Origin of the sequence: Streptomyces sp. NBC_00259 (genome assembly GCF_036181745.1) — a bacterium.
GTDB lineage: Bacteria > Actinomycetota > Actinomycetes > Streptomycetales > Streptomycetaceae > Streptomyces > Streptomyces pratisoli.
Window position 1 is genome coordinate 414,590 of sequence record NZ_CP108080.1, and the last position, 26,338, is coordinate 440,927.

Genomic DNA, 26,338 nt, shown 5'->3' on the forward strand with positions numbered 1-26,338 from the left:
ACGGTCTCGGGCCGACCGAGATGACCCGCATGTACGAACACCACGACGCCGTTCTGCACGCCGTACGGGAAGGCGTCGTCATCGTCGCCGGTGACGGCAGGCTCCTGCTGGCGAACGACGAGGCCAGACGCCTGCTCGGGCTGGGATCCGACTGCGAGGGCCGGCCCGTGCGGGACCTGACGGGACTCGAACCCGCGACGGCCGAGCTGCTGGCCTCCGGCAGAGCGGCCACGGACGAGGTGCTCACGGCCGGGGACCGGCTGCTGGTGGTGAACCAGCGGTCCACGGACGGTCCCGGCGGTCCGCTGGGCACGGTCGCGACCATTCGTGACTCCACCGAGCTCCAGGCGCTGACGGGCCGGGCCGAGGTGGCACGCAAACGCCTCCAGCTGCTGTACGACGCGGGCGTGGGCATCGGCACGACGCTGGATGTCGCGCGGACCGCCGAGGAGCTGGCCGAGGTCGCGGTCCCCTCCTTCGCCGACTACGTGACCGTCGACCTCGCCGATCCCGTCCTGAACGGGGAGGAGCCCAACGGTTCCGCGTCGGAGATGCGCCGCACCGCCGTCAGCGGCATCCGTGACGACCATCCGCTCTACGAGCGGGGCAGGCTGATCGCGTTCCTGCCGTCGACGCCGCAGGCCCGCGGGCTCGGCACCGGCCGCGCGGAGGTCGTGCCGGATCTGTCGAGGGCGCTGGGCTGGCGTGCGCAGGATCCCGAGCGCACGAAGGCGATCGTCGAGTACGGCATCCACTCGCTCATCACCGTGCCGCTGCAGGCCCGGGGAACCGTCCTGGGGGTGGCCAACTTCTGGCGCTCGGAGAAGCCCGGTCCGTTCGAGGAGGACGACCTCTCGCTGGCGGAGGAGCTGGTGGCGCGCGCCGCGGTGTCCGTGGACAACGCCCGCCGCTACACCCGCGAGCACGCCCTGGCCGTGACGCTGCAGCGCAGCCTGCTGCCGCGGGCGCTGCCGGAGCACAGCGCCGTCGAGGTGGCGCATCGCTATCTGCCCGCGCAGTCCGGGGTGGGCGGCGACTGGTTCGACGTGATCCCGCTGCCGGGCAGCCGGGTCGCCCTGGTGGTGGGCGATGTCGTCGGTCACGGGCTGCACGCGGCCGCGACGATGGGGCGGCTGCGTACCGCGGTGCACAACTTCTCCACGCTCGATCTGCCGCCCGACGAGCTCCTCGGCCACCTCGACGACCTGGTGGGGCGGATCGACCAGGACGAGATGGGCCTCGGCGGCAGTCCGGACGGCCCGGCGATGACCGGGGCCACCTGTATCTACGCGATCTACGACCCGGTTTCGCGGCAGTGCACCATGGCCCGGGCGGGGCACCCGCTGCCCGCGCTGGTCCGGCCCGACGGCACGGTGGAGTTCCCCGAGCTGCCGGCAGGACCGCCGCTCGGGCTGGGCGGCATGCCGTTCGAGAGCGCGGAGCTGGAGATCGCCGAGGGGACCGAGCTCGTGTTCTACACCGACGGGCTCATCGAGGACCGCAGCCGTGACATCGACGTCGGCATCGAGCTGCTGCGCCGCGCCCTCGCCCATGCCGACCGCACACCGGAGCAGACCTGCAAGGCCGTACTGGACGCCCTGCTGCCTGCGCGCCCGAAGGACGACGTGGCGCTGCTCATCGCGCGCACGCGCGCTCTGGGCGCCGACCGGATCGCCGAGTGGGACGTGCCGTCGGACCCCAGCGCCGTCGCCGGCATGCGCGCCGCGGCCGTCGCCAAGCTGACGGACTGGGGGCTGACCGAGCTGGCGTTCAGCACCGAACTGATCCTGAGCGAGCTGCTCACCAACGCGATCCGCTACGGCACCCAGCCGATCCGCGTCCGGATGCTGTACGACGAGGGGCTGACCTGCGAGGTGGCCGACGGCAGCAGCACGTCGCCGCATCTGCGCTACGCCGCGACGACGGACGAGGGCGGACGAGGGCTGTTCCTCGTGGCCCAGCTCTCCGAACGCTGGGGTACGAGGTACACCGCCGACGGCAAGATCATCTGGGCGGAGCAGCCTCTCCCCGGCACGACCTCGGATCCTGAGGCCGACGGCGAGGCACTGCTGCGCCTCTTCGACACCGAACCCCTCTGAGCCGCCGGCCCCTGCGCAGGCCCGGCCGCCCGCCCGAGAGGGCGTCCGGGTCAGCCGGCGGTCGGTTGCGCCACGGAGGCGGAGACGGAGACGGACACGGCGTGACAGGCGGCGGGGCCCTCGGCCCGTGAGCGGACACGGCCCGCGTCGATGAGGACGGCGGACTCGGTGGTGTCGTCGACGGCGCTGACGCCCGCAGCCGCGGCGAGGGCTCCCGAGGCATCGCACACCACTTGCAGCCGCGGCCACGACGAGCGCGGGAAGGCCTCGCGCAGGCACGCGCTCAGCTCCGCCACGATCAGCCGGGCCAGTGGTGCCAGCTCGCCGGGCTCGCCGGTGACGAGGACGGCGGTGACGGGGGTACCGGGCGGGGTGGCGCGGACCGCCTCCTCGACGGCGGACAGCCGGTGCAGACCCAGCACGGCCACCACGCCGTCACCGGTGAGGAGCGCCGGCCCGCCGCGCACGAGGTCCCTCGCTCCCGGTGGTGCCCACGGCTCGTCGACGAGCCGTGCGGGCAGGGCCGTGGTGGGCGGCGCCCACCAGTCGCTCAGGTCGAGCCCCGCCAGTTGCTCACAGGCGCTGACGACGTCGAAGGGCTCGATGAAGCCGGGCGCGGCGGCGGCCATCCGGCTCGCGCCGTGCAGCGTGGTGAGGACGGTCTCGGCCAGTCGTACCGCACGGCGTGGCGGCGCCCCGGGAACCGCTTCGTACGGCCGGACGCCTTCCAGCGCCAGCGCGACCAGGAGCGCGTTCAGCTTCTGGAGCTGGAGGAACGGCGGTCGCAGACGCTCGTCCGCCACGATCTCCGGTATCAGGTCCACTCCGAGCCGCGCGGTCGCGATGTCCTGGCCCTCGGGTGCAAGCCGGGTGGCCCAGGCCCTGGCGAGCGAGCCGAGCGCCTCGGCCGCCGTGCGGCCCGGCTGCGGAGCCGGCCCGCCCGGCGCGGGCGGGCGCTCGGCGAGGTCGGCGAGGACGGCGAAGTACAGGGCGCGCTTGCCGGGAAAGTTGGAGTAGACCGCGCCTCGGGTCAGTTCGGCCCGTTCGGCGATGGCATCGATCCTCGCGGCCCGGAAGCCGTTCGCGGCGAACTCGCCCCGGGCGGCGGCCAGCACGTTGGCACGGGTCCGCTCCTGCGTCTCCGCCCTGGTGAGCCGCGCCATCGTTCTCCCCGTCCGCGTTGTGCCGCCGTCCCCGCGGCACACAAATCACCGTAACATCTGGATGACGAGACCATCCGGAGGGGGCTGGGCACGTACATGGCACGCATCGGTGACGAGGGCTCACTGCTGAAGTGTTCGTTCTGCGGGAAGAGCCAGAAGCAGGTGAGGAAGCTCATCGCCGGGCCCGCCGCCATCCACATCTGCGACGAGTGCGTCGAGCTCTGCAACGAGCTGATCGAGGAGGAGCTGGCGGATGTCACCGAGACCCCGCTCGTCGAACTGCCCAAGCCGGCGGAGATCCACCGCTTCCTCGACGAGTACGTCATCGGCCAGGAGGCGGCGAAGCGGTCCCTGGCCGTGGCCGTGTACAACCACTACAAGCGGGTCCGCGACAAGGAGGACGGGGACGATCCCGTCGAGGTGGCCAAGTCCAACATCCTGCTGCTCGGCCCCACCGGCTGCGGCAAGACCTATCTGGCGCAGACCCTGGCGCGGCTGCTGAAGGTGCCGTTCGCCATCGCCGATGCCACCGCGCTCACCGAGGCCGGATATGTCGGCGAGGACGTGGAGAACATCCTGCTGAAGCTGCTCCAGGCCGCCGACTACGACGTGGAGCGCGCCGAGACCGGCATCATCTACATCGACGAGATCGACAAGATCGCGCGCAAGAGCGAGAACCTGTCGATCACGCGCGATGTGTCCGGCGAGGGTGTGCAGCAGGCCCTGCTGAAGATCCTTGAGGGCACGACCGCCTCGGTGCCGCCGCAGGGCGGCCGCAAGCACCCCCACCAGGAGTTCATCCAGATCGACACGGCGAACGTGCTGTTCATCGTGGCCGGCGCGTTCGCGGGTCTGGAGACGATCATCGACGACCGGGTGGGCCGACGCGGCCTGGGATTCGCCGCCCAGGTCGGGCCCGGCGACGGGGATTCGGGCGGGACCGACGACGGAGACGTGTTCGCCCGGGTGATGCCGGCCGACCTGATCAGGTTCGGGCTCATCCCGGAGTTCATCGGCAGGCTCCCCGTCATCGCCCGGGTGTCGAAGCTCGACAAGGCCGCCCTGCTGAAGACCCTCACCGAGCCGCGGAATGCTCTGGTCAAGCAGTACCAGCGGTTGTTCGAGATGGACAATGTCGAGCTCGAGTTCAGCGACGGGGCGCTGGAGGCCATCGTCGAGAAGTCCGTCCTGCGCGGCACCGGCGCGCGGGGGCTGCGGGGAATCATGGAGCACGTCCTGCGGCCCGTGATGTACGAGATCCCCAGCCGCGAGGACGTGGTCAAGGTCGTCATCGGCGAGCACACGGTCCGGGAGTACGCCGGCCCGCTCGTCGTCACCCGCCGGCCGCCGGAGCAACTGGGGGACCAGCCGGCCTGAGTGGGGATGCTCCTGGTCGCCGGTGTCGGCCGGTGAACTCGGCGCTCGGCGTCCTCGTGCAGGACCGGCATGCGAAGGAACCGAGTCGAGCGTATCGTCGTAAAAGGCTTTGGAGCGACAGGGATTCGCGCCATCTTCCATCATCTGGACGGCGCCGAAGGGTCTCCGGTACGCAGCCTCTCTGATCTCACGAAATCCGATGGTCGAGCAACAACCTCGCAGTTGGCTTGCCCAGGTGCAGTTGCTGCCGTGATTTCGCCGCGGCAATGCGTCGTTGGCCGACGCGCTGCGAGTGGTTCCCATGTCGTCGCGCTCTCCATGTCACCGCGCGGACAATCGCCGAGTCAGAAAGCGGGAAGTGTTATGGCCACCACAGTTGCTGTGCAGTACGGCACGACGTTCTCCTGGGTCGGTCGCAACCTGGACGGCCGACTGGACGTCTTCGCCCGGAATTCCGAGGGTACCGTCAAGCACACGTGGCAGCTCAACCCGGACAACACCGACTGGTCGGAGTGGAAGACACTCGGTGACTCCCAGAAGGGAGCGAGCAGGGTCGTGGTCGCTCCGAACCGCGACGGCCGGCTGGAGGTCTTCGCCCTCTTCCCCACGGGCGTGAAGGGCCAGGGAAACCTCGAGCACAACTGGCAGAAGGACCCCAACAACGAGTACGACTGGTCGGGCTGGAAGGTGCTCTTCGTCGCAGGCTTCGGCAACCCTTCGGTCAATCAGAATGCCGACGGCCGGCTGGAGGTCTTCGTCCGCAACCCCGATTACAGTCTTGAACACGACTCTCAGCGGCCCAACATCAACGGGTGGTTCCCTCCGACATCGCTGGGCGGCTACCTGGTAAGCAATCCGGTGGCCGCCCAGAACGCCGATGGGCGACTGGCGGTCTTCGCCCGCGACCGCGACCAGGCACTTCAGCACATCTGGCAGACCGCCGCCAACAACGGATGGGCGAAGTCCTGGGCAAAGCTCCCCGGAAGCCAGAAGCTGGACGGTTTCCCGGTGTTCGCTCTCAATGCCGACGGCCGGATGGAGCTCTTCGCCCGCAGCACCGATCACGTCCTCCTGCACATCTGGCAGCTCACCGCCAACGGCGCGTGGTCTCCCGCCGGTTGGCAACCGCTCGGCGACAACATCGTGGACGAGCCGGCGGTCGTCCCGAATCGCGATGGACGGCTGGAGGTCTTCGCGATCAAGGACGGCGTCCTTCAGCACATCTGGCAGACCGGCCTCCGCAACGACCTCATCGGCTGGTCGGATTGGCAACCGCTCGGCGGCAGCCCGGCAGGTCATCTCGCTGTGGTGCGAAACCGCCATGACCAGATCGAGGTCTTCGCCCCCTTCCACGACGGCACTTATCGGTACATGTGGCAGACCGTCCCGAACGACGACGACGAGTGGTCGGAGTGGCATTCGCTCGGTTCGCCCTGAGCCGCGGCACCACGCCCCGTCCATCTGCCGGTGTTCCCGGCGCGCCCATGACGCCCGTACGCGACGGTGTCAGGCGACCGCGCCGAGGGTGTCCACGAGTCTGCGGCGCGCGGCGCGCGCGGCGGGCAGTGCGGCGAGGGCGGTCGCGCCCAGGACGGCGGCGGCCGCGAGCAACAGCAGATGGAGCGGGGACGGGGCCTGGGCGATTCCGGCGCCGATACCGCTGGAGCGGCCCTCCGCGTCGATCAGCCAGCGGGCGAGGGGCACCCCCAGGGCCGCTCCGGCGATCGCGGCGGCGAGCGCGGTGCAGCCGACCGCGGAGACCGTGACCGCGGTGATCTGGCGCGGGGAGAGCCCGATCGCCTTCAGGGCCAGCAGGTCCCGTTCCCCCTCCCGTACGCTGCCGCCGATCGCGGTCGACAGTTCGGTGAGCCCGATGAGGGCGAGTACGGCGATGAGACCGGCCACGACGCCGCGCATCGGGGAGAGCCGGTCCGCGGGGCTGGTGACCTCGTGGATGTCGAGCCTGCCCCGGGAGGCGTCCGTCAGCTCGGTGCGGACCTCGGCCGGGTCGGCGCCCGGGCGCAGTTGGAGCTGGAAGAGCGTCGCGCGCAGGTCGGGGTCGTTCTCGCGGAGGGTGTCGAGCGAGGTGGAGACGGTCCGGCCACCGTTCTCCGGTTCGATGCTGCGGCCGACGATGTGCAGGATCTGGGGGTGTCCGCCGACGGTCATCCGTACCCAGTCGCCGACGCGTACGCCGAGCAGATCGAGCAGCCCCTGTCCGGCCACCGCCTCGTCGGGGCCGTGCGCCGCCCGGCCCTCGGCGACGGTGAACGGATAGGGCTGCTCTCGGGTGCCGAGCCCGCGCAGCGCGATGGTGCCCGTCTGGCCCGGGACGAGCGCGGCGACCTCGACGCCCGGATGGGCCGCGGCGACCTGCGGGTGGGCGTCGAGCAGGCCGAGCGCCTCGCGGTCGCCGAGGCCGGCGTCGGCCCGCGCGGTGAGGGCGGCGGCGAGCCCCAGCTCTTCCGGTTTGCTCTCGAAGCGGGCGATGGTGGTCCAGGCGCTCAGCGCGACGGTGATCAGCAGGAGCGGCAGGGCCAGCCGGACGATGGTGGCGGGCGCCTGCGGGCCGCGGGCGAAGGCCCGGTGCCAGCCGAGGACCAGGGCCGGGGGCAGCCCGAGGCCCAGGGCTCTTCGGGCGGGCCCGGACAGCCTGCCGCCGCGGACGACCCCGGCCGGGAGCATCGGCACGGGAGGCACGCGTCCCGCCCGCCATGCGGCGAGACAGGTGGTGGCGCCGATGAACAGCACGGCGGCGACGGGCACCGCGAGCAGTACCGCGGTGTGCCCGGGAAGGCCCTGCCAGACGCCGACCGCTTCGCCGAGCCTGCCGGGGACGCGGCTGCCGAGGGTCTCGGTGAGCACGGTGGCGACGACCGCCCCGAGGACGGCGAACGCCAGGTGCTGGACGAGGAAGACGCGTACGACCTGGCCCGGGGTGAAGCCGATGGCCTTGAGGACGGAGATGTCCCGCAGATGGCCGCGCACGCGGGTGCTGATCGCGCCGAAGACGGCCAGCGCGGCGGCGAGCAGCGCGCCGAGTCCGAAGAGCCCGAGCACCTGGCCGAGCAGCCGGGTGTCGCCCTGGGCCTCGGCCCGCGCCTGCTGCCAGCTGGAGACGTCGGTGACGGCTCCGGCGCCGAGGACGGTGACGGCGCGCTGCACGGCGTAGTCGGTGTCGTCGGGGTCGGTGAGCAGCAGCCCGATGACGTGCCCTGGCCGGTCACCGGTCCCCCGTACCCGGTCGGGGAGCGCCCATACGGTGCCGGAGCGCTCGCCGGCGCGGTAACGGGGCTCGGCGCTGTCCGCGACGCCGAGGACGGTCAGGGCCCCGGAGGTGCCGGACACGGTCAGGGTGTCGCCCGGCCCGGCCACGAGCGCACGGGCGAGGCTGCTCTCCAGGACGACGCCGTCGGGGGTGCCGGGGCTGAGCCAGTGGCCGGAGGTGAGCAGGGGACGGCCCGTGGCGGGCGGCTCGGCGCCGGCGCCGCGCAGTTCGACGGCGGCCCGGGCGCCGCGGGAGGCGACGGTGGCCGAGGAGGTGCTGTACGGGCCGGACACCGTCTCGACGCCGTCCAGGCGGGCGAGCCGGCCGGGGTCGGCGGAGGGGCCGGTGTGGATCCAGACGTGCGCCCCGTGGGACTGGGCGAAGACCCGCTGCCAGGGGTTGGTGGCGTAGCCGAAGAGCGCGGCGGCGAGCAGCAGCGCGGCGACGATTCCGGCGGTGGCGGAGACGATGAAAAGCGCCTCGCCCCGGTGGGTGCGCAGATCGGCGTGTGCCCAGCGCAGGGTGGCCCGCACGGGTCAGTCCTTCAGTTCGAGGACGCCGGCCAGTCCGGTGCCCCGGGAGGGCGTGCCGCCCAGCTCGGCGTCGTCGGCTATGCGGCCGTCGAAGAAGCTGATGACCCGGTCGGCGGCGCTGGCGAGCCGCGCGTCATGGGTGACGAGCAGGATGGTCTGGCCGCGCTGGTGGAAGCGGGACAGCAGGCGCATGACCTCGCGGGTGCCCTTGCTGTCGAGGCTGCCGGCCGGCTCGTCGGCCAGCAGCAGCCGCGGGTGGTTGACCAGGGCACGCGCCAGCGCGACGCGCTGCTGCTCGCCGCCCGACAGTTCGCCGGGCATGCTGCGTGCCTTGCCCTCCAGGCCCAGCTCGGCCAGCAGCTTCTCCCGTTCGGCGCGGGCCTGCCGGGGGCCGGTGCCGGCCAGCAGGGCGGGGAGCTCGACGTTGTCGGCGACCGTGAGGTTCGACACGAGGTTGAAGAACTGGAAGACGATGCCGATCCGGCGGCGCCGCTCCATCGCCCAGCGGGCCTCGCTGTAGGAGTCGGTGCGCTCGCCGTCGAGCCACAGGCTTCCGCTGTCGGGCCGCTGCAGTCCGCCGAGCAGATGCAGCAGTGTCGACTTGCCTGCTCCGGAGGGGCCGGTGACGGCGACGAACTCCCCGTGCCGTACGGACAGGTCCACTCCGCGTACGGCGTGGGCGGGGGCGCCCTCGCCGTGGTGGGTCTTGACGAGTCCCTCGGCCCGCAGCAGCGGCACCTGGGCGGGAACGTCCTGGTCGGCGGGGTGGTCGGCGGTGTGGCTCATTCCAGCCCCTCCAGCTCCTCCTGGCAGCGCTCCAGCCAGTCGAGGTCGGCCTGCAGATGCAGCATGGCTCCCTCGATCAGCAGCTGGGCGATGCGGTTGTCCCGGTTCTCGGTCGCGGACAGCTTCGACAGATTGCGCATGGTGTTGAGGTACTCGCGTCGCTGCCTGTTGATGAGGGCTATCTGGTCGGCGAGTCCGGTCCTGGGGGCGAGCGCGAGCTTCATGAAGAACTCGTCCCGTACCCGCGGCTCGTCCGCCGTGTCCTCGAACCAGGCGCGCAGCGCCTCCGTCCCGGCCTGGGTGAGTCGGTAGATCTTCTTGTTGGGCCGGCTCGACTGGGCGACTTCCTCGCCCTCGATCAGCCCCGACTTCTCCAGTCGCCCGAGCGTCACGTAGATCTGGCCGACGTTCGGCTGAGGGTACGCGGCACCCAGCAGTTGCTCAAGGTCCTGCTTGAGTTCATAGCCGTGGGCGGGGCCCCGGGAGAGGAGCGCCAGGAGGGGCAGACGCACGTGTGCTCCCCTCCTCCCTGGTGTCCGCCTGCCGGCATGGTCCGACTGCCTGCCGAGGGCGTTCCGCACCGCGTCCGCCGTCCGGCCGTGTGGCCCGGATCGCTCTCGTCATCCGATACGGGGCCTAGTATCGCCCATGCCTAACGGGTATACATGCCCCTGACGCGGACGACGATGCCCGGCGCCGGTGTGCAAGGAGGAACCTATGCGGTGGATACGTGCCGCGGGTAGGGGTCTCCTGGTCGCGGCGGTCGTTCTCACCGGTTACGTGTCGGCGCCCGCGCAGCCGGGCGACGCGACGGCGGACCCCGCGGGGGGCGACGGGCGCGGGCCCATGACGCTGGCCACGGCCGGTGATCTCACCGGCTATCTCGGCCCGCTCCTGGAGGGCTGGAACCGGGGCCACCCTGGCGAGAAGGTCACGCTCGTCGAGCTGCCGGACTCCGCCGACGAGACCCGTGCGCAGATGACGACGGGGCTGCGCTCGGGCGACGGCCGGTTCGACATCCTCAACATCGACGTCGCCTGGACCTCGGAGTTCGCCGCCGCGGGCTGGATAGCCCCGCTGGAGTCCCGGCGTTTCCCGCTGAACAGCTTCCTGCCGCCGGTGGTGGACACGGCGACGTACGACGGCAAGCTCTACGCCGTCCCGTATGTCACGAATGCCGGAATGCTCTACTACCGCAAGGACATCCTCGACCGCGAGGGCGAGCGGCCGCCGGTGACCTGGACGGAGCTGGAGCGCCAGGCCCGGACGATCGCCCCGCGGCACGGCCTCGGCGGCTACGCGGGCCAGTTCCTCCCGTACGAGGGCCTCACGGTCAACGCGACGGAGGCGGTCTACTCGGCCGGGGGCACGATCCTCGGCGACGACGGCCGGGTGACCGTGGACTCGGCGGCGGCCCGCAGCGGGGTCGACTTCCTCGCCCGCGGGGTGCGTGACGGCTGGATCCCCAGGGAAGCGCTCACGTACAAGGAGGAGGAGTCCCGGCAGGCCTTCCAGGACGGGCGGCTGCTCTTCCTGCGCAACTGGCCCTATGCGTACGCCGGCGCCTCCGGCAAGGACTCGCCGGTGGCGGGGAAGTTCGGCGCCGTGCCGCTGCCCGGCCCCGACGGGGCCGGGACGAGCGTGCTGGGCGGGTCGAATCTCGCGATCAGCACCCGGGCCCGGCATCCGGAGTCGGCGAGCGATCTGATCGCGTACCTCACGAGCGCCCCCGTGCAGCGGAAGGTGCTGACGGAGGGCGCGCTGCCGCCCGTGCGGGCCGCGCTGTACCAGGACCCCGCGCTGATCCGGGAGTTCCCCTATCTGCCCGCCCTGCGGGCGAGCGTGCTCGCGGCGGCGCCGCGACCGAAGAGCGCACGGTACGAGCAGGTGAGCCTGGCCGTGCAGGCCGTCGTGCACGACGCGATGGCGCAGCACCAGGATCCCGCGGCGGCCGTGCGCCGACTGGCCGGGGAGCTGTCGGCCGTCGCGCGCCGGGGCTGACCCCTCTCTCTCACGCTTCTCCTCCTCGCCTTACCTACCTGTTAGGTAACGGGATCACATCGCACGGGACTCGAACCGTGCGGACACATCTGGGCATATCACCCAACTCCCTTCTCATTTCCGCATGACCGTTGACACCTTCTCGACATGCCTACTTAACATGCATGCATAACCGTCGACCTCCTGGTCGCGGGCACCCCTTCACGCAGAAACAGGTCAACGGGTGACGCTCACAGCCCCGGCCGGCAATGGCCTCTCGCACCGCCACACGCACCACTGGTGGCGCGACGCGGTGATCTACCAGGTGTACGTCCGCAGCTTCCTGGACAGCACCGGCGACGGCATCGGCGACCTCGCCGGGGTCCGTGCCGGACTGCCCTACCTCAAGAAGCTCGGCGTCGACGGCATATGGCTGAGCCCCTTCTACCCCTCGCCGCAGCACGACCACGGGTACGACGTCGCCGACTACCGCGACGTGGACCCGCTCTTCGGCGACCTCGCCGAGTTCGGGCTGCTGATCGCCGACGCACACCGGCTCGACATCAAGGTGCTGCTCGACATCGTCCCCAACCACTGCTCCAGCGAGCACGACTGGTTCCGTGAGGCCCTCGGTGCCGGACCGGACAGCGCCGCCCGCGCCCGGTTCCACTTCGCCGAGGGCCGGGGCCCCGGCGGGGACGTTCCCCCCAACAACTGGCACGCGATGTTCGGCGGGCCCGCCTGGACCCGGATCACCGAACCGGACGGCACGCCCGGCCAGTGGTACCTGCACATGTTCACGCCCGAGCAGCCCGACCTGAACTGGCGCAACCCCGAGACCGGCGCCTACTTCGAGCAGGTCCTGCGCTTCTGGCTGGACCGCGGCGTCGACGGCTTCCGCATCGACGTCGCCGCCGGTCTCTTCAAGCACCCGGAGCTGCCCGACTCATCGGACCCCGAGGCCGACGCCCGTACCCGTGACTCGGTCAACCCGCTCGCCTGGAACCAGCCCGAGGTGCACGACGTGTGGCGCCACTGGCGCGCGGTGTGCGAGGAGTACACGGACCGCGACGGCCGGGAACGGCTGCTCGTCGGCGAGGTCTCCGTGCCGACCGCGCGTGAACACGCCCGCTACGTACGCCCTGACGAGCTGCACCAGGCCTTCTTCTTCGATCTGCTGAGCGCGCCCTGGGACGCCGGCACGTTCCGCAAGGTCGTCACCGAGGCCATGCACGACATCGCCGGCACCGGCTCCACCGTCACCTGGGTGCTCAACAACCACGACCAGGTCCGCACCGTCACCCGGTACGGGGAGTCCGGCACCGAGGGCAGCGGGCTCGGCGCGGCCCGCGCCCGGGCGGCCGCGCTGCTCATGCTGGCGCTGCCCGGCGCCGCGTACATCTACCAGGGCGAGGAGCTGGGCCTGCCGGAGGTCGTGGACCTGCCGGACGAGGTGCTCACCGACCCGATCTTCCGGCGCACCGGGAGCCGGGCGCGGATCCGTGACGGCTGCCGCGTGCCCCTTCCGTGGTCCGGCCACGCCTCGCCGTTCGGCTTCACCTCGGGCGCCGAGGGGGCCAAGCCGTGGCTGCCACAGCCCGGTTGGTTCGCCGAGCACGCCACCGACCGGGCACTCTCGGACACCCGTTCGTTCTGGCACCTGTACCGCGACGGGCTGCAGCTGCGGCGCGGACTGCCGCAGCTCGGCGAGGGCACCCTGCGCTGGCTGGACTCCTCGCCCGACGTCCTCGCCTTCGTACGCGGCGACGGACTCGTCTGCGCCGTCAACTTCGGCACCGCGCCCGTGCCCGCACCGGTCTCCGGTGCACCGCTGCTGTCCAGCGGGCCCTGCCCCACCGGCGCCCTGCCGGGATCCACCACCGCCTGGTGGATCAGCGACTGCACCAACCCCTGATCCCCGACCGCCGACACCCCGCCCGTTCCCCCGTCCCAGAAGGAAGTCCTGCCATGACGCCACGACGCATGATGCTTGCGAGCTGCACGGCCCTGGCCCTCGCCCTCGGCGCGACCGCCTGCGGCGGCGGCCCCGTCACCCCGGCCGGCGGCGGTGACAAGTCCCTCGACGGCCAGACGATCACGGTCGCGGGCGTCTGGTCCGGCGCCGAGCAGAAGAACTTCCAGAAGGTGCTCGACGCCTTCACCGAGAAGACCGGCGCCACGACGCAGTTCGTGTCCACGGGCGACAACGTCTCCACCGTCGTCGGCAGCAAGATCGAGGGCGGCAACGCCCCCGACGTGGTGATGGTCCCGCAGGTCGGTGTGCTCCAGCAGTTCGCGAAGAGCGGCTGGCTCAAGCCGCTCTCCCCCACCACCGAGAAGTCCGTCGACGGCAACTTCGCCTCCGTGTGGAAGAACTACGGCAGCGTGGACGGCACCCTGTACGGCCTCTACTTCAAGGCCGCCCACAAGTCGACGGTCTGGTACAGCCCGGACGCCCTCGACCAGGCCGGCGTCAAGCCGCCGACGACGTACGCGGACCTGCTCAAGGCCGGGCAGGCCGTCTCCGACTCGGGTCTGCCCGCCTTCGCGGTCGCCGGTGAGGACGGCTGGACCCTCACCGACTGGTTCGAGAACATCTATCTCTCCCAGGCCGGGCCCGAGAAGTACGACCAGCTCGCCGCCCACGAGCTCAAGTGGACCGATCAGAGCGTCGTCGACGCGCTGACCACCCTGGGCAAGCTGTTCTCGGACAAGGAACTCATCGCGGGCGGCCAGAAGGGCGCCCTCGGCACCGACTTCCCCGGCTCCGTGGAGAAGGTCTTCGGCCCCGAACCCGAGGCCGGCATGGTCTACGAGGGCGACTTCGTCGCCGGTGTCGCCAAGGACCAGTTCGGCAGGAAGATCGGCGAGGACGCGGCGTTCTTCCCGTTCCCCGCGGTCGACGGCGGCAAGGCCCCCGTGGTCAGCGGCGGTGACGCGGCCGTCGTCCTGAAGGACGGCAAGAGCCAGAAGGCCGCGATGGCGTTCCTGGAGTACCTGGCGACCCCGGAGGCGGCCGCCGTCTGGGCCGAGGCCGGCGGCTTCCTCTCCCCCAACAAGAAGCTCGACCTCGCCTCCTACGGTGACGACACGACCCGCGCCACCGCCAAGTCGCTGATCAGCGCTGGTGACTCCGTCCGCTTCGACATGTCCGACCAGGCGCCCGCGGCCTTCGGCGGCACCAAGGGCACGGGCGAGTGGAAGCTGCTGCAGGACTTCCTGCGCGACCCCTCGAACCCGAAGGCCACCGCGGGCCGCCTCGAGGACGCGGCCGCCAAGGCGTACAAGGGCTGACGGGACATGACCGCAGTCACCACACCCACCGCACCGTCCGCGGGGCCTCCTCGGCCCCCGGCGGCCGCGAACCCCCGGCGCCGCGCCCAGCGGCGCCGGCGGGTCGTCGCCCTGGTCTTCGTCCTCCCCGCGCTGCTGCTGCTCGGCGCACTCGTCGTCTACCCCGTGCTGTTCTCGGTCGGCCGGAGCTTCTTCGACGCCTCGGGGACACGCTTCGTGGGCGGCGGCAACTACGCCGAGATGTTCCGCGACCCGGCCACGCTGAAGGCCGTCCGCAACAGCACCATCTGGGTCGTCGTGGCCCCCACGCTGCTCACCGGACTCGGGCTGATCCTCGCCGTGCTGGTGGAGAAGGTCCGCTGGGCCACCGCGTTCAAGCTGCTGCTGTTCATGCCGATGGCGGTCTCCTTCCTGGCCGCCGGCATCATCTTCCGCCTCGCGTACGAGGAGGACCCCGACAAGGGGGTGCTCAACGCCGCCGTGGTCGGGGTGCACGACGCCTTCAAGGGCTCGTCGTCGTACCCGACCGCGCGCGCCAGGGACGGCCAGGGACTGACCAAGGCCGCGGACGGGTCGTACGCCACGACGGCGGCCGTCTCCCCCGGCGAGGCCGTCACGCTCGGACTCGTCGGCGTGAAACCGGCGGAGCTGCCGGCCGGTGCCGGGCCCGCGTACGAGGCGGCGGCCAGGAAGGCCGGCGGTGACGAGCTGGCCGGCGTGGTCTATCTGGACTTCGCCCCCGGCGGGGGCGGTGAGCAGGGCAAGGTCGACCGGGCCGAGAGCGGGCTGCCGAAGATGGCGGTCGAGGCGGTGCGGGACGGCAGAACCGTCGCCACCGCCACCACCGCGAGCGACGGCTCGTTCGCCTTCCGGGACCTGGATCCCGGCTCGTACACGGTCCGGCTGCCGGCGGGCAACTTCGCCCAGCCGTACGAGGGTGTCTCCTGGCTCGGCCCGGCCCTCGTCACCCCGGCCATCATCGGCGCGTATCTGTGGATCTGGACGGGCTTCGCGATGGTGCTCATCGGGGCCGGGCTGTCCTCGCTGCCGCGTGACACCCTCGAAGCCGCCCGGATGGACGGTGCCAACGAGTGGCAGGTGTTCCGCAGGATCACCGTGCCGCTGCTCGCGCCCATCCTGACCGTGGTCTTCGTGACCCTGGTGATCAATGTGATGAAGGTCTTCGACCTCGTCTACATCATCGCGCCGGGACCGGTGCAGGAGGACGCCACGGTGCTGGCGACCCAGATGTGGCTGGTCTCCTTCGGCGGCGGCAACAACCAGGGGCTCGGCAGCGCGCTCGGCGTGCTGCTCCTGCTGCTGGTGATCCCCGCCATGGTCTTCAACGTCCGCCGTTTCCGCAGGAGTCAGTCATGAGCGCGACCGTCACCGACCCTGCCGTCGCGAAGGAACCGCAGGTCCCTGCCGGGCCGGTGCGCCGCCGGCCGGGGGGCCGGCTCGGACGCCGGCTCGGCAGCGGAGTGGTCCAGGCGTTCCTGGTGGTGATCGGCCTCGTCTGGGTCACCCCGCTCGCCGGTCTGCTCCTGTCCTCGCTGCGCTCGCCCGAGGACAACGCGAGCAGCGGCTGGTGGAGCACGTTCACCAGCCCCGGGCAGCTGTCGTTCGACAACTACGCGGAGCTGCTCGGCAACGCCGGGATCACCCAGGCGTTCTGGAACACCGTGCTGATCTCGGTGCCCGCCACCACTCTGGTGATCGCCATCGCGGCGCTGGCCGGCTATGCCTTCGCCTGGCTGGAGTTCCCCGGCCGGGACTGGCTCTTCCTGCTGGTGGTGGCGCTGCTGGTGGTGCCGGTCCAGGTCGGTCTGCTGCCGGTCGCCAAACTCTTCGGCCAGCTGGGGCTGTTCGGCACGATCCCGGGCGTGGTGCTCTTCCATGTCGCCTACGGGCTGCCGTTCGCCATCTTCCTGCTGCGGAACTACTTCGCCGACATCCCGCGCGAGATGCTGGAGGCGGCGCGGATGGACGGCGGCAGCGAGTGGCGGATCTTCACCCGCCTGGTGCTCCCGGTGGGACGGCCGGCGATCGCGAGTCTGGCGATCTTCCAGTTCCTGTGGGTGTGGAACGACATGCTCGTGGCGCTGCTCTTCGCGGACAGCTCCTCGCAGCCGCTCACGGTGGAACTCCAGTCCCAGGTACGGCAGTTCGGCAGCAACATCGATGTCCTCGCGCCCGGGGCGTTCCTGTCGCTGATCGTGCCGGTGGTGGTGTTCTTCGCCTTCCAACGGCATTTCGTCCAGGGGGTGATGGCGGGCTCGGTGAAATGAGCCCCGGCTCCCGGCCCCGGGTGGGCGCGTGGCGGTCGGCGTACGGGATCCCGTGCGAGGACCGCCCGCGCCCACAGCGGTCGCGGGCCGTGCCCCGGGCGCGCAACGGCGCGGGTCAGTTCTCCGGCTCGGGCGGGGCGTAGAAGGCCGTCGTCGCCCGTACCGCGGACGCGACCGTGTCGGCGGGTGCGCCCGAGGCTCCGTACGCCTCGCCCCAGGCCTCGCTGCTGCGGGCCGCGAAGGCGCGGGCCTCGTCGGAGTCCTGCCAGGCGAGGGCCTCGGCGGGGTCGACGGCGGCGCCCTGCAGGAACCGCCCGAGGCCGAGCAGCCCGAGGTCCCAGCCGACCCCGACGGCGCCGGGGCCGAACTGGTCCCACATCTCGTCGGGGACGACGGCGACGTGTTCCAGCTCGAACAGCGTGCGCTCCTCGCCCTCCTCGGTGAGTCGGACCTCCACCTCGCTGAATCCGGGGTTCTCGCCCATCACCCAGCTCACTTTGAGCAGCTTCGGCGGCTCGCAGCGCAGGATCTCCCCGCCGGCGTTGCCCTGCAGCTGGTAGCGGCCGCCGAGCTTCAGGTCGCCGCTCACCGGCAGGAACCAGCGGCCGATCCGCTCGGGATCGGTGCACGCGTCCCACACGTCCGAGGCGGCGGCGTCGTAGGTGCGCCGCAGCAGGATGGTGCGCGCCTCACCCTCGGCCAGGGACCGCTTGCCGACCTCGCGGTGGATGTCGTTGATCTGGTCGACGATGTCGCTCATGGCTGCTCTTCCTGTTCCTGTTGTCTGCGGCGCTCGCGCTTCCCCCGTGCGAGTTCGGTACCGAGCGCGTCCAGCCGCTGCTCCCAGAAGCCGCGGAACCGGTCGAGCCAGTCGTCGACCTCGCGCAGGGGTGCGGAATCGACGGCGTAGAGCCGCCGGGTGCCCTCGGCCCGTACGGACGCGAAGCCCGCCTCGCGCAGCACGCGCAGGTGCTGCGACACCGCCGGCTGCGAGATCCCGAACTCGGCACGGATCACCGAGCTGACCGCGCCTGATGTCTGCTCGCCCTCGGCCAGCAGCTCCAATATCCGGCGACGCACCGGATCCCCCAGTACATCGAATGCGTGCACGTCCCGAACTATGCCAGCCGTCGCTTATATAAGTCAACGCTTAACCATGGTGCGCGACACACTCGTGCGGAGTCGCGACACACTCGTGCGGAGTAGGGAGCGCGGCCAGGGCCCCTGTCCGCGTTCCACTGGAGGGATGCCACAGGTGCAGTTGTCGGTCGTCGTCCCGTGCTTCAACGAGAGCGAGGTGATCGACGCCTTTCACACGGCGCTGAGCACCGCGCTGGAGCCGACCGGGGACCGCTTCGAGATCTGCTACGTCGACGACGGAAGCAGCGACGGGACCGCCGAGCGCCTGAGGGCGATCGCGGCATCGGCGCCGGAGGTGCGCTACACCTCGTTCAGCCGCAACTTCGGCAAGGAGGCCGCCCTGCTGGCCGGGATGCGGATGTCCCGGGGCGCCGCGGTCGTCCTCATGGACGCCGATCTGCAGCATCCCCCCGAGCTGGTACCGCGGATGCTGGAGCTGCACCGGCACGGCTACGACCAGGTCGTCGCCCGGCGCGACCGCACGGGCGAAGGCGCGCTGCGCTCCGCGCTGAGCCGGGCCTACTACCGCCTGGTGCGCCACTTCATGGATGTCGAGATCGCCGACGGTGCGGGCGACTTCCGGCTGCTGTCACGCCGGGCGGTCGACGCCGTGCTGTCGCTCCCCGAGAGCAATCGCTTCTCCAAGGGCCTCTTCTCGTGGATCGGCTTCGACACGGTCAGCTTCCCGTACCGCAATGTCCGGCGGGCCGCCGGCCGGTCCAAATGGGGCGGCCGGAGGCTGCTGGAGTACGGGATCGACGGGCTGCTCTCCTTCAACACCCGTCCGCTGCGGCTGGCGATCCACACCGGGCTGTGGCTCTTCCTCTCCGCTCTCGGCTACGCGCTGTGGATCATCGCGAACGCCGTACTGAACGGCGTCGACACCCCGGGGTACGCGACGCTGATCACCGCCATCGTCGGACTCGGCGGGGTCCAGCTCGCCACGCTCGGCGTCATCGGGGAGTACGTCGGCCGGATCTACCACGAGGCGAAGCGGCGGCCCTCCTATGTGGTGCGGGAGACGGACGCGTCCGCGCCGCACCACTCCGGAGCACTGTCCGCGACCGCCGGACAGTCACGGCAGCGGTCATGAACGCCGCCGGCATGCGGCAGTTCGCCGTCTTCGCCATGATCGGGGCCGTCAACACCTGCGTGTACTACGCCGTGTACGCCGTGCTCAACCTCTGGCTGCCGTATCTCGCCGCCCACGCGCTGGCCTACTCCGTGGGCGTCACCGGATCGTTCCTGCTCAACTCGTACGTCACGCTGCGCACCCGGCCTACCTGGCGCGGGTTCGTCCGTTATCCCCTCTCGGGAGTGGCCGGTCTCGTCGGCAGCGGTGTGCTGCTCCATCTCGCCGTGCGCGAGCTGGGCGCGGACGAGCATGTCGCCGCCCTCGCGGCCGGGGTGCTGGTCACCCCGCTGTCGTTCCTCGTCGCACGGTGGGCGATCACCTCCGGGGCCAGGAAGCCGGTCACGGAAGCCGCGTCGAGTAAGTGACCTCGTCCAGACGGTAGTAGTCGGCGACGCACCGGGCCGGCCACCCGATGCGGCCCCGGTCGCGGAACGGTTCGAGCATCCCGGCGACCGGGAGCGGTGTGTACGGGAGGACCTTCGCGCCGCTCGCCGCCCCGGCGCGCAGCCGCGCGTCCTGGCGGTCCCACTGCCCGGCCCGTACGCGCATGTCCTGCCCGAGCTGGTGGAGCGGCCGGGCCAGCCCGACGACGGACACGGCGAGGACGGTCGCGGCCACGGCCGCCGCCAGGGCCGCCCACGGCCGCGGCATCCGGGTGCGCAGGGCTCGGCCGAGGAGGGCGCCGACGGCGACGAGCAGCAGCACGTACAGCAGCAGATAGTCGTTCCAGGTGCGGGCCGCGGACGAGACGCGTGCGCCGAAGACGGGATACGTGACGACGGTGCACAGATATCCGGCGACGAGGACGGCGAGCACACCGCAGGCGGCGAGCGGAAGCGGTCTGCACGGCCGGCGCAGAACGGATCCGGTGCCGCCGGGCCGCGCCAGCAGGCCCAGCAGCAGTCCGGCAGCGACCGCTCCCGCGTACGGCCAGGTCGTGAGGACGGTTTCCACGATCCGTGCGAAGCCCCGTGCCGAGGCCGCCAGAGACTCGGGGGAGATCATCGAGGTGGTCTCCGCGCCGAAGCGGGTCCGCCGGCGGCGTGACCCTGGTGACGTCATCAGTACGGCGGTGCCGACGGCGATCCCGGCCGCCCCGAGCAGCGCCCAGGTCCTGAGGGCGGGCCACGCCCGCTCGGTGACGAGCCGTCGGCCGGTCAGCAGCAGTCCCGAGAGGACCACCAGGGCCACGATCGAGGTCTCCTCCGAGAGCGTGCCGATGAGGATCCCCGCGAGCACCACCGTCACGAGGGCGGCGGTCCGGCCCCGCCTGCCGCGCGCGCACAGGGCCGGGACGACGGCGGCGCAGGCGAGCACGGGCGCCAGGGTGTGGGAGACGGAGCCCGCGGGCCAGTAGAGGGTCTTGTACGTGTTGGGCGTCGCCAGCAGGAACACCGCGGTGACCGTGGCGGCCACGAGCAGCGGGATCCCGCGCGGCGCCCGCTGCCCCGCCCGGCGCAGCAGCAGGACGGTCAGGGTCCACACCACGAGCAACGTGAGCAGCCCGCTGACCAGCGCGTACCACTGGTGACCGGCGACCGGGAACTCGGCGTAGAGACCGACGAGGAGGGCATTGCCGACGCGGCCGTTGTCGGTGACGTAGAACTTCCCGATGAGACCGGCGACTCCGTGGTCGCGCACCACCGGCAGGAAGCACCACTCGTCGGCACTGGGCCGGACGTGGCGGCCCAGCCATGCGGCGACCGCCAGCAGCCCAAGCGGCAGCGCGGCGAGGAGCACGGCGCAGACGGTGACGCGCGACGAGAACCACGGTCCGCCGCCCTTCCCCCGCCCGGGCGGCCCGGAGGGTTCATCCGGTTCCTGCGGGGTGGTCATGCGTGATGCGCCGACGGCCATGTCCGTCACTAGTTGCACGCTTCCCGCACCGCTCAACCGCCCGGCCGTCATGTGGAGCAGCAGGAAGCCCCGATGGGGCGGCGGAGGCGGGCGCGGCGCGTGTCGCCTTGCCATGGCGCGGTGCGGGTGCGGAGCGCCCGTGGCCGGCGTACGCCCCGGAAGCCGACGTGGGCTCAGCCGACGACCACGCCGATCTTGGGCGGGGGCTCGTTCCGGTAGCCGGCGGGACCGAGGTTGGCTTCCACGGCCTTCTTCCAGGAGCCGTCGGCGACCATCTTCTCGAGCGCCGCGTTGATCTTGTTCTTGAGCTCGGTGTCGCCCTTGCGCACCCCGATGCCGTAGTTCTCGTTGCTCAGTCTGAAGCCGGCGAGCTTGAACTTTCCTTCGAAGGACTTCTGCGCGGCGTAGCCGGCGAGGATCGAGTCGTCCGTGGTGAGGGCGTCGACGGTCTTGTTCTCCAGGCCGGTGAGGCATTCGGAGTAGCCGCCGTACTCCTGGAGCTGGGCCTGCGGCGCGAGCTTCGTCCTGATGTTCTGGGCCGAGGTGGAGCCGGTGACCGAGCAGAGTTTCTTGTGGTTCAGGTCGGACGGCTTGGTGATGGAGTCGTCGTCGGCGCGGACGAGGACGTCCTGGTGGGCCAGCAGGTACGGACCCGCGAAGTCGACCTTCTTGCGCCGTTCGTCGTTGATCGAGTACGAGGCCACGATGAAGTCGACGTCGCCGCGCTGGAGCAGCGTCTCGCGGTCGGCGCTCTTGGCCTCCTTCCACACGATGTCGGAGGGCTTGTAGCCGAGCTGCCCTGCCACGTACCTCGCCACGTCGACGTCGAAGCCCTCGTACGTGCCGTCCGGGGTCTTGAGGCCGATGCCCGGCTGGTCGAACTTGATGCCGACGGTGATCTTCTTCCCGTCGTCCGTACCGCTGCCGCCGCCGTCGGATCCGCATGCCGTGAGGGCGAGTGAGAGCGCGAGCGCCACGGCGGCCGCGGCGGGGACCTTGCGAAGCTTCATCGTGATCTTCCCTGGGGATAGGCGACAGCCGGATGGTGCATGGGGTTCGGGGCGGCCGTGCACGCGCGTGCCGCGGCCTCAGTGGTGCAGGATCTTCGAGAGGAAGTCCTTGGCGCGTTCGGTGCGGGGGTTGCTGAAGAACTCGTCGGGTGCGCTCTCCTCCACGATCCTGCCGTCGGCCATGAAGACCACCCGGTTGGCGGCCGAACGGGCGAAGCCCATCTCGTGGGTGACGACGACCATCGTCATGCCGTCCCGGGCGAGCTGTCGCATGACCTCCAGGACCTCGTTGACCATTTCGGGGTCGAGCGCGGAGGTCGGCTCGTCGAACAGCATGACCTTCGGGTCCATGGCCAGTGCTCTGGCGATCGCGACGCGCTGCTGCTGACCGCCGGAGAGCTGCGCCGGGTACTTGTCGGCCTGGGAGCCGACGCCCACCCGGTCGAGGAGGCTCCGCGCCCGGACCTCGGCGGACCTCTTGTCGGTCCCGCGGACCTTGATCTGGCCCAGTGTCACGTTCTGCAGCACGGTCTTGTGCGCGAAGAGGTTGAAGGACTGGAAGACCATGCCGACCTCGGCGCGCAGCCGGGCCAGCTCCCTGCCCTCCTCGGGCAGCGGCTTCCCGTCGATGGAGATCTCGCCCGAGTCGATGGTCTCCAGCCGGTTGACGGCGCGGCAGAGCGTGGACTTGCCGCCGCCGGACGGCCCGATGACCACGACGACCTCGCCGCGGTCGATGGTCAGGTTGATGTCCTGGAGCACATGGAGCGTGCCGAAGTGCTTCTCCACATGGCGCAGCTCGACCAGGGCGCTGCCCGTCATGCCCGGTGTGAAGGGTTCCTTGCGCACGGCCGCTCCGCTCGTCGGCTTCATCGTCCGTCCGCATCGGGCGGGTCGCACTCCGGGGACGGCAGGCGGCGCGGGCCTCCGATCCGCCGGGCCCGGGTGGGTGAGCGGTCGTCATGGACGCGGAACAGGCCATTGTCGCGTGCCCCTGAGTGACGTCTCGCGCACACTGGGCGACGGGTGCCGTACGAGGGACGCGCACCGGCATTGTCCGGCGCATATGCGCGCAGCGGCGCCCGGGCCGGGGCTGAGGGCGGTATCGGGCGGGCACGACGGTTTCGCGCCGCGCGGGCCACCGTGGGTACGGATCGGGGCAGACGCCGCGAGCCGCCGTCTCCTAGCCTCCCGGCCCATGCGCATCACACATCTGAGACGCTTCGGTCTCTCCGCGGTCCTCGCCTTCGCCCTCGCCTGCTTCGGCATGGCGCAGCCCGCCGGCGCGGACACCCCCGATCTGAGCTTCACCGTCGACCAGCCGGTGGCCACGCCGGGCTCGACGGTGTCGCTGACGATGACCCTCACCAACAACCAGGCCACCGACGTCTGGTTCGTGTACCAGTCCGTCCAGCCGACCTGGATGACGACGCAGCGCAAGGACCTCAAGTACAGCTTCGTCTCGTGCACCGCCCAGGGCGCCGCGTGCACGGGCACCGGCACGACCGGCCTCGGCGTCGACTACGAGATCCCGCTCGCCCCGGGCACCTCCCGCACGGTCACTCTGACGTACCAGATCGCCGCCGACTCGGGCTGCAACGGCACCATCGCCTTCTACTCGTACCTCTACTACGAGTACAACAACGGGCAGAGCACGAAGGACGGCATCCACAACACCCCGGAGACCCGGGTGGCGTGCGCGCCCACCACACCGGCCGCATCCTGACGCACCGCGGGCACGACCGCCGGCCGGCTTGACCACCCGGCCTGACCAGCCGGCCCGCCCCACCGGAAGCCACCCGACCACCCCGGAACACCGCGGCGGCCGACCGAGCGCATACGCGCCGGCGGCCGCCGTCGGCCTTCCCGGCCCGCCTCCTGGCCGAAAACGCTCATGCACCCTCGGCCGCATGTGGTCCGGACCGATGACGCCTGTAAGCGTTTACCCTCCGCGCCCGCTTGGCCCCGCCGCGTACGGGTGGCCGCCGCCTCTCGCCTGATCCGTCCCGAGGCCTGCGCTTTTTCGTCAACTTTCACGTCAGGCCCACATATCTCACACGGACCCTCCACCATGTGACAGGACAGGGCACGACGGCCTAGCGCCCCGGGGGGAGCCGCGCCGTCGTGCTGGGGGGTTACGGGGAGGGACTTCACCGCATGAAGCGGACCCGCGTCAGGCGGACCATGCGTACGGCCGCGCTCACCGCAGGAGCGCTCTTCATCTCGCTCGGCGTACTTCCGGCGGATCCGGTCCGGGCGGAGGAACCGGAGGTCCGGGTCGATCTGAGGGTGCTCGTCGTCTCCGACGGCGGCCCCGCGACAAGCGCCATCGCCGCGGAACTGGACGGTGCGGGCACCCCGTACACCGTGGTCGAACTCGCGGACACCGGCAGGCCCGTCATCGACGCGGCCTTCCTGGCCGACAGCGCCGACGGCCGCCCACGCGCCAAGTACCAGGCCGTCGTCCTGCCCAACGACAATCCGTTCCCCTCCGGTTCGCCGGAGATGGCCGCCCTCGTCGCGTACGAGAAGGCCTACGGAATCCCGCAGGTCGACGCCTACACCTACGCCCGGCCGCAGGCCGGCCTGGAGTACCCGGTCAACGGCGGCTACGCGGGACCGGTCGACGGAATCGCCGCCCAGGTGACCGCGGCCGGCCAGGCGGGGCCCTTCGGCTACCTCGACGGCGCCTTCGCCTTCGAGGACAACGACCCGTCCGTCGACGAGAGCTGGGGCTTCCTCTCCCGGCCCCGGGCGGGCGCGGACTTCACGACGTACGTCGACGCGCCGCTCCCCGGCGGGACGGGCCGGGGCGCGCTCGTCGGCGAGTACCGGCACGACGGCCGCCGCGAACTGGTGGTCACCTTCGTCTCCAACCAGTACCAGCGGCAGTTCCGGCTGCTGGCCCGCGGCATCGTCGACTGGATGACCCAGGGCGTGCGACTGGGCTCCTCGCGGAACTACTTCTCGGTCCACGTCGACGACGTCTTCGCCAGCGACGACCGCTGGGACACCGAGCTCAACTGCACCCCCGGCGACGTCGACTGCCAGCCCGGCCAGGGCACGCCGAACCCGATCCGGATGACGCCGGACGACGTCGAGCACGCGACGCAGTGGTCCCGCTCCCGGGGCTTCACCCTCGACCTGGCCTACAACGGCGGCGGCAGCGTCGAGTACCGGGAGGAGCACGGCGGAGCCGACCCGCTGGCCGACCGGCTGACCGCGGACCGCGACGCGTTCCGCTGGGTGAACCACACCTACGACCACCCGTATCTGGGCTGCGAGCAGGACGTCAGCATCGTCCCGTGGAAGTGCGCCACCGACCCGGACGGCAGCACGCGCTTTGTCACCCGGGCCGAGATATCCCGGCAGATCGCCGACAACCGTCAATGGGCCGAGCGCGCCGGGCTGCCGCTGGAGGCCGGTGAGCTGGTGACCGGGGAGCACTCCGGCCTCAAACTGCTGCCGCAGCAGCCCGAGGACAATCCGAACCTCGCCCCGGCACTCGCGGACAACGGCGTCGCGTGGCTCGGCTCGGACAACTCCCGTGACCCCGCGCAGCGTCAGGTCGGGCCCGCGCTCACCGTGTCCCGCTACCCGATGAACGTGTTCTACAACGTGGGCCGGGCGGCCGAGCAGGTCGACGAGTACAACTGGATCTACACCAGCAGGGCGCAGGGCGGCAGCGGAATCTGCGAGGGCTCGGCCACGACCACCTGCCTGGACGCGCCGCTCGACACCGCGACCGGCTACACCGGCTACATCGTGCCGCTGGAGGCGCAGATCGCGATGGGCCACGTCCTCGCGGGCGACCCCCGGCCGCACTTCATCCACCAGTCGAACCTCGCCGAGGACCGTATCGCCTACCCGGTCCTGGACCGGGTCCTCGACCAGTACGCCGCCCTGTACGCGGACAACGCCCCGCTGGTGAACCTCCGGATGAAGGACATCGGGGCCGAACTGCGCGAACGCGCCACCTGGAACGGTGCGGTGAAGGCCGGTCAGGTCACCGGCCACCGGATCGGCGACACGGTGACGGTCACGGCACCCGAAGGCATCGCGGTGCCCGCGACCATGCCGTCGGGCACCGTCCGGACGCTGCCGGACGGAACGGCCGCCTTCGGTGAGCCGTACGCGGGAACGGTCTCGGGCCGGGTCTCACCGGGCACGGGCCAGGACGGTGTGACGCTGTCGCTGCCCACGGCCCCGGCGGCCGGAGGTACCACCGGCGGCAGCGGGCACGGCACGACGCCCGCACCGGTGGCCCCGCTGCCCGCCGGCGTCACACAGCCCGTGGCTCCCGGAACCGAGCACTAGGGCCGTCCCCCGGGTCCGTCCGGACCGGCGAGCGTGCGCGCCGGCGCACACGAGCCCGGCCGGATCCAAAGGACCGGCCCCGGCCCGACCG

At 71.3% G+C, this 26,338-nt stretch carries 21 protein-coding genes and 1 tRNA gene; 12 read left to right on the forward strand and 10 right to left on the reverse strand.

Features of this window, described 5'->3' with window-relative positions:
* Positions 1–170: 170 nt before the first annotated feature.
* Positions 171–296: transfer RNA gene (locus OG766_RS02000), tRNA-His, on the reverse strand.
* On the opposite strand from OG766_RS02000, the gene OG766_RS02005 reads away from it, so the two are divergent.
* Positions 267–2,099, forward strand: coding sequence for an ATP-binding SpoIIE family protein phosphatase (locus OG766_RS02005; RefSeq protein ID WP_328724385.1), 1,833 nt, complete (start codon positions 267–269; stop codon positions 2,097–2,099). The genes OG766_RS02000 and OG766_RS02005 overlap by 30 nt on opposite strands.
* A 50-nt stretch (positions 2,100–2,149) precedes the next feature.
* Here the strand turns inward: OG766_RS02005 and OG766_RS02010 are convergent, their stop codons facing one another.
* The gene (locus tag OG766_RS02010; protein WP_328724386.1) at positions 2,150–3,262 is read right to left on the reverse strand and encodes a TetR/AcrR family transcriptional regulator; all 1,113 of its coding nucleotides are present in this window, start codon (positions 3,260–3,262) and stop codon (positions 2,150–2,152) included.
* 96 nt (positions 3,263–3,358) lie between these two features.
* On the opposite strand from OG766_RS02010, the gene clpX reads away from it, so the two are divergent.
* Positions 3,359–4,639 carry an ATP-dependent Clp protease ATP-binding subunit ClpX gene (gene clpX, locus OG766_RS02015; RefSeq protein WP_328724387.1) on the forward strand — a complete coding sequence of 427 codons (1,281 nt, stop codon included), beginning with the start codon at positions 3,359–3,361 and terminating at the stop codon, positions 4,637–4,639.
* Between the two features lie 249 nt (positions 4,640–4,888).
* A complete protein-coding gene (locus OG766_RS02020) occupies positions 4,889–6,076 on the forward strand; it encodes a hypothetical protein (protein ID WP_328724388.1) in 1,188 nt (395 codons plus the stop codon).
* 69 nt (positions 6,077–6,145) lie between these two features.
* Here OG766_RS02020 and OG766_RS02025 read toward each other — a convergent pair whose 3' ends face one another.
* From OG766_RS02025 to OG766_RS02035, 3 genes are read right to left on the reverse strand one after another with little or no spacing between them, the layout of a single operon-like run.
* Positions 6,146–8,440, reverse strand: a complete 2,295-nt coding sequence (locus OG766_RS02025; RefSeq protein ID WP_328724389.1) for an ABC transporter permease — start codon at positions 8,438–8,440, stop codon at positions 6,146–6,148.
* Between the two features lie 3 nt (positions 8,441–8,443).
* Positions 8,444–9,226 (reverse strand): ABC transporter ATP-binding protein, encoded by a 783-nt coding sequence (locus tag OG766_RS02030; protein ID WP_328724390.1) that lies wholly within the window; start codon positions 9,224–9,226, stop codon positions 8,444–8,446.
* Positions 9,223–9,738, reverse strand: coding sequence for a PadR family transcriptional regulator (locus OG766_RS02035; protein ID WP_328724391.1), 516 nt, complete (start codon positions 9,736–9,738; stop codon positions 9,223–9,225). The genes OG766_RS02030 and OG766_RS02035 overlap by 4 nt, the downstream gene beginning before the upstream one ends.
* A gap of 205 nt (positions 9,739–9,943) precedes the next feature.
* Here OG766_RS02035 and OG766_RS02040 point away from each other — a divergent pair, with 205 nt between their 5' ends.
* From OG766_RS02040 to OG766_RS02060, 5 genes are all read left to right on the forward strand, one after another.
* Entirely contained in the window at positions 9,944–11,227 is a 1,284-nt protein-coding gene (locus OG766_RS02040) for an ABC transporter substrate-binding protein (RefSeq protein ID WP_328724392.1), read from the forward strand.
* A gap of 223 nt (positions 11,228–11,450) precedes the next feature.
* Positions 11,451–13,121 (forward strand): glycoside hydrolase family 13 protein, encoded by a 1,671-nt coding sequence (locus OG766_RS02045; protein ID WP_328724393.1) that lies wholly within the window; start codon positions 11,451–11,453, stop codon positions 13,119–13,121.
* Positions 13,122–13,192: 71 nt separating this feature from the next.
* Entirely contained in the window at positions 13,193–14,500 is a 1,308-nt protein-coding gene (locus tag OG766_RS02050) for an ABC transporter substrate-binding protein (RefSeq protein ID WP_266378364.1), read from the forward strand.
* A 6-nt stretch (positions 14,501–14,506) separates the two neighbouring features.
* Complete coding sequence (locus tag OG766_RS02055) at positions 14,507–15,877, forward strand: ABC transporter permease (protein ID WP_328724394.1); 1,371 nt, start codon at positions 14,507–14,509, stop codon at positions 15,875–15,877.
* Positions 15,874–16,788: a carbohydrate ABC transporter permease gene (locus OG766_RS02060; protein ID WP_266377145.1), complete on the forward strand. Its 915-nt coding sequence runs from the start codon at positions 15,874–15,876 to the stop codon at positions 16,786–16,788. Before OG766_RS02055 ends, OG766_RS02060 begins: the two co-directional genes overlap by 4 nt.
* A 115-nt stretch (positions 16,789–16,903) precedes the next feature.
* Here OG766_RS02060 and OG766_RS02065 read toward each other — a convergent pair whose 3' ends face one another.
* Positions 16,904–17,548, reverse strand: a complete 645-nt coding sequence (locus tag OG766_RS02065) for an SRPBCC family protein (RefSeq protein WP_328724395.1) — start codon at positions 17,546–17,548, stop codon at positions 16,904–16,906.
* Positions 17,545–17,898 (reverse strand): ArsR/SmtB family transcription factor, encoded by a 354-nt coding sequence (locus tag OG766_RS02070; protein WP_266377140.1) that lies wholly within the window; start codon positions 17,896–17,898, stop codon positions 17,545–17,547. The genes OG766_RS02065 and OG766_RS02070 overlap by 4 nt, the downstream gene beginning before the upstream one ends.
* A gap of 136 nt (positions 17,899–18,034) precedes the next feature.
* Between OG766_RS02070 and OG766_RS02075 the strand changes: the two genes are divergently transcribed.
* Positions 18,035–19,021 (forward strand): glycosyltransferase family 2 protein, encoded by a 987-nt coding sequence (locus OG766_RS02075; RefSeq protein ID WP_328724396.1) that lies wholly within the window; start codon positions 18,035–18,037, stop codon positions 19,019–19,021.
* Entirely contained in the window at positions 19,018–19,428 is a 411-nt protein-coding gene (locus OG766_RS02080) for a GtrA family protein (RefSeq protein ID WP_328724397.1), read from the forward strand. The genes OG766_RS02075 and OG766_RS02080 overlap by 4 nt, the downstream gene beginning before the upstream one ends.
* On the opposite strand, the gene OG766_RS02085 is transcribed toward OG766_RS02080, so the two are convergent.
* The 3 genes from OG766_RS02085 to OG766_RS02095 form a co-directional block, all read right to left on the reverse strand.
* Positions 19,403–20,920, reverse strand: a complete 1,518-nt coding sequence (locus tag OG766_RS02085; RefSeq protein ID WP_328727414.1) for a DUF6056 family protein — start codon at positions 20,918–20,920, stop codon at positions 19,403–19,405. The genes OG766_RS02080 and OG766_RS02085 overlap by 26 nt on opposite strands.
* 173 nt (positions 20,921–21,093) lie before the next feature.
* Positions 21,094–21,930 (reverse strand): glutamate ABC transporter substrate-binding protein, encoded by an 837-nt coding sequence (locus tag OG766_RS02090; RefSeq protein WP_266377136.1) that lies wholly within the window; start codon positions 21,928–21,930, stop codon positions 21,094–21,096.
* 78 nt (positions 21,931–22,008) lie between these two features.
* Positions 22,009–22,752: an amino acid ABC transporter ATP-binding protein gene (locus tag OG766_RS02095; RefSeq protein WP_323137279.1), complete on the reverse strand. Its 744-nt coding sequence runs from the start codon at positions 22,750–22,752 to the stop codon at positions 22,009–22,011.
* 376 nt (positions 22,753–23,128) lie between these two features.
* On the opposite strand from OG766_RS02095, the gene OG766_RS02100 reads away from it, so the two are divergent.
* A complete protein-coding gene (locus OG766_RS02100) occupies positions 23,129–23,656 on the forward strand; it encodes a hypothetical protein (protein WP_266377134.1) in 528 nt (175 codons plus the stop codon).
* A 431-nt stretch (positions 23,657–24,087) separates the two neighbouring features.
* Entirely contained in the window at positions 24,088–26,247 is a 2,160-nt protein-coding gene (locus OG766_RS02105; protein ID WP_328724398.1) for a hypothetical protein, read from the forward strand.
* Positions 26,248–26,338: the final 91 nt, after the last annotated feature.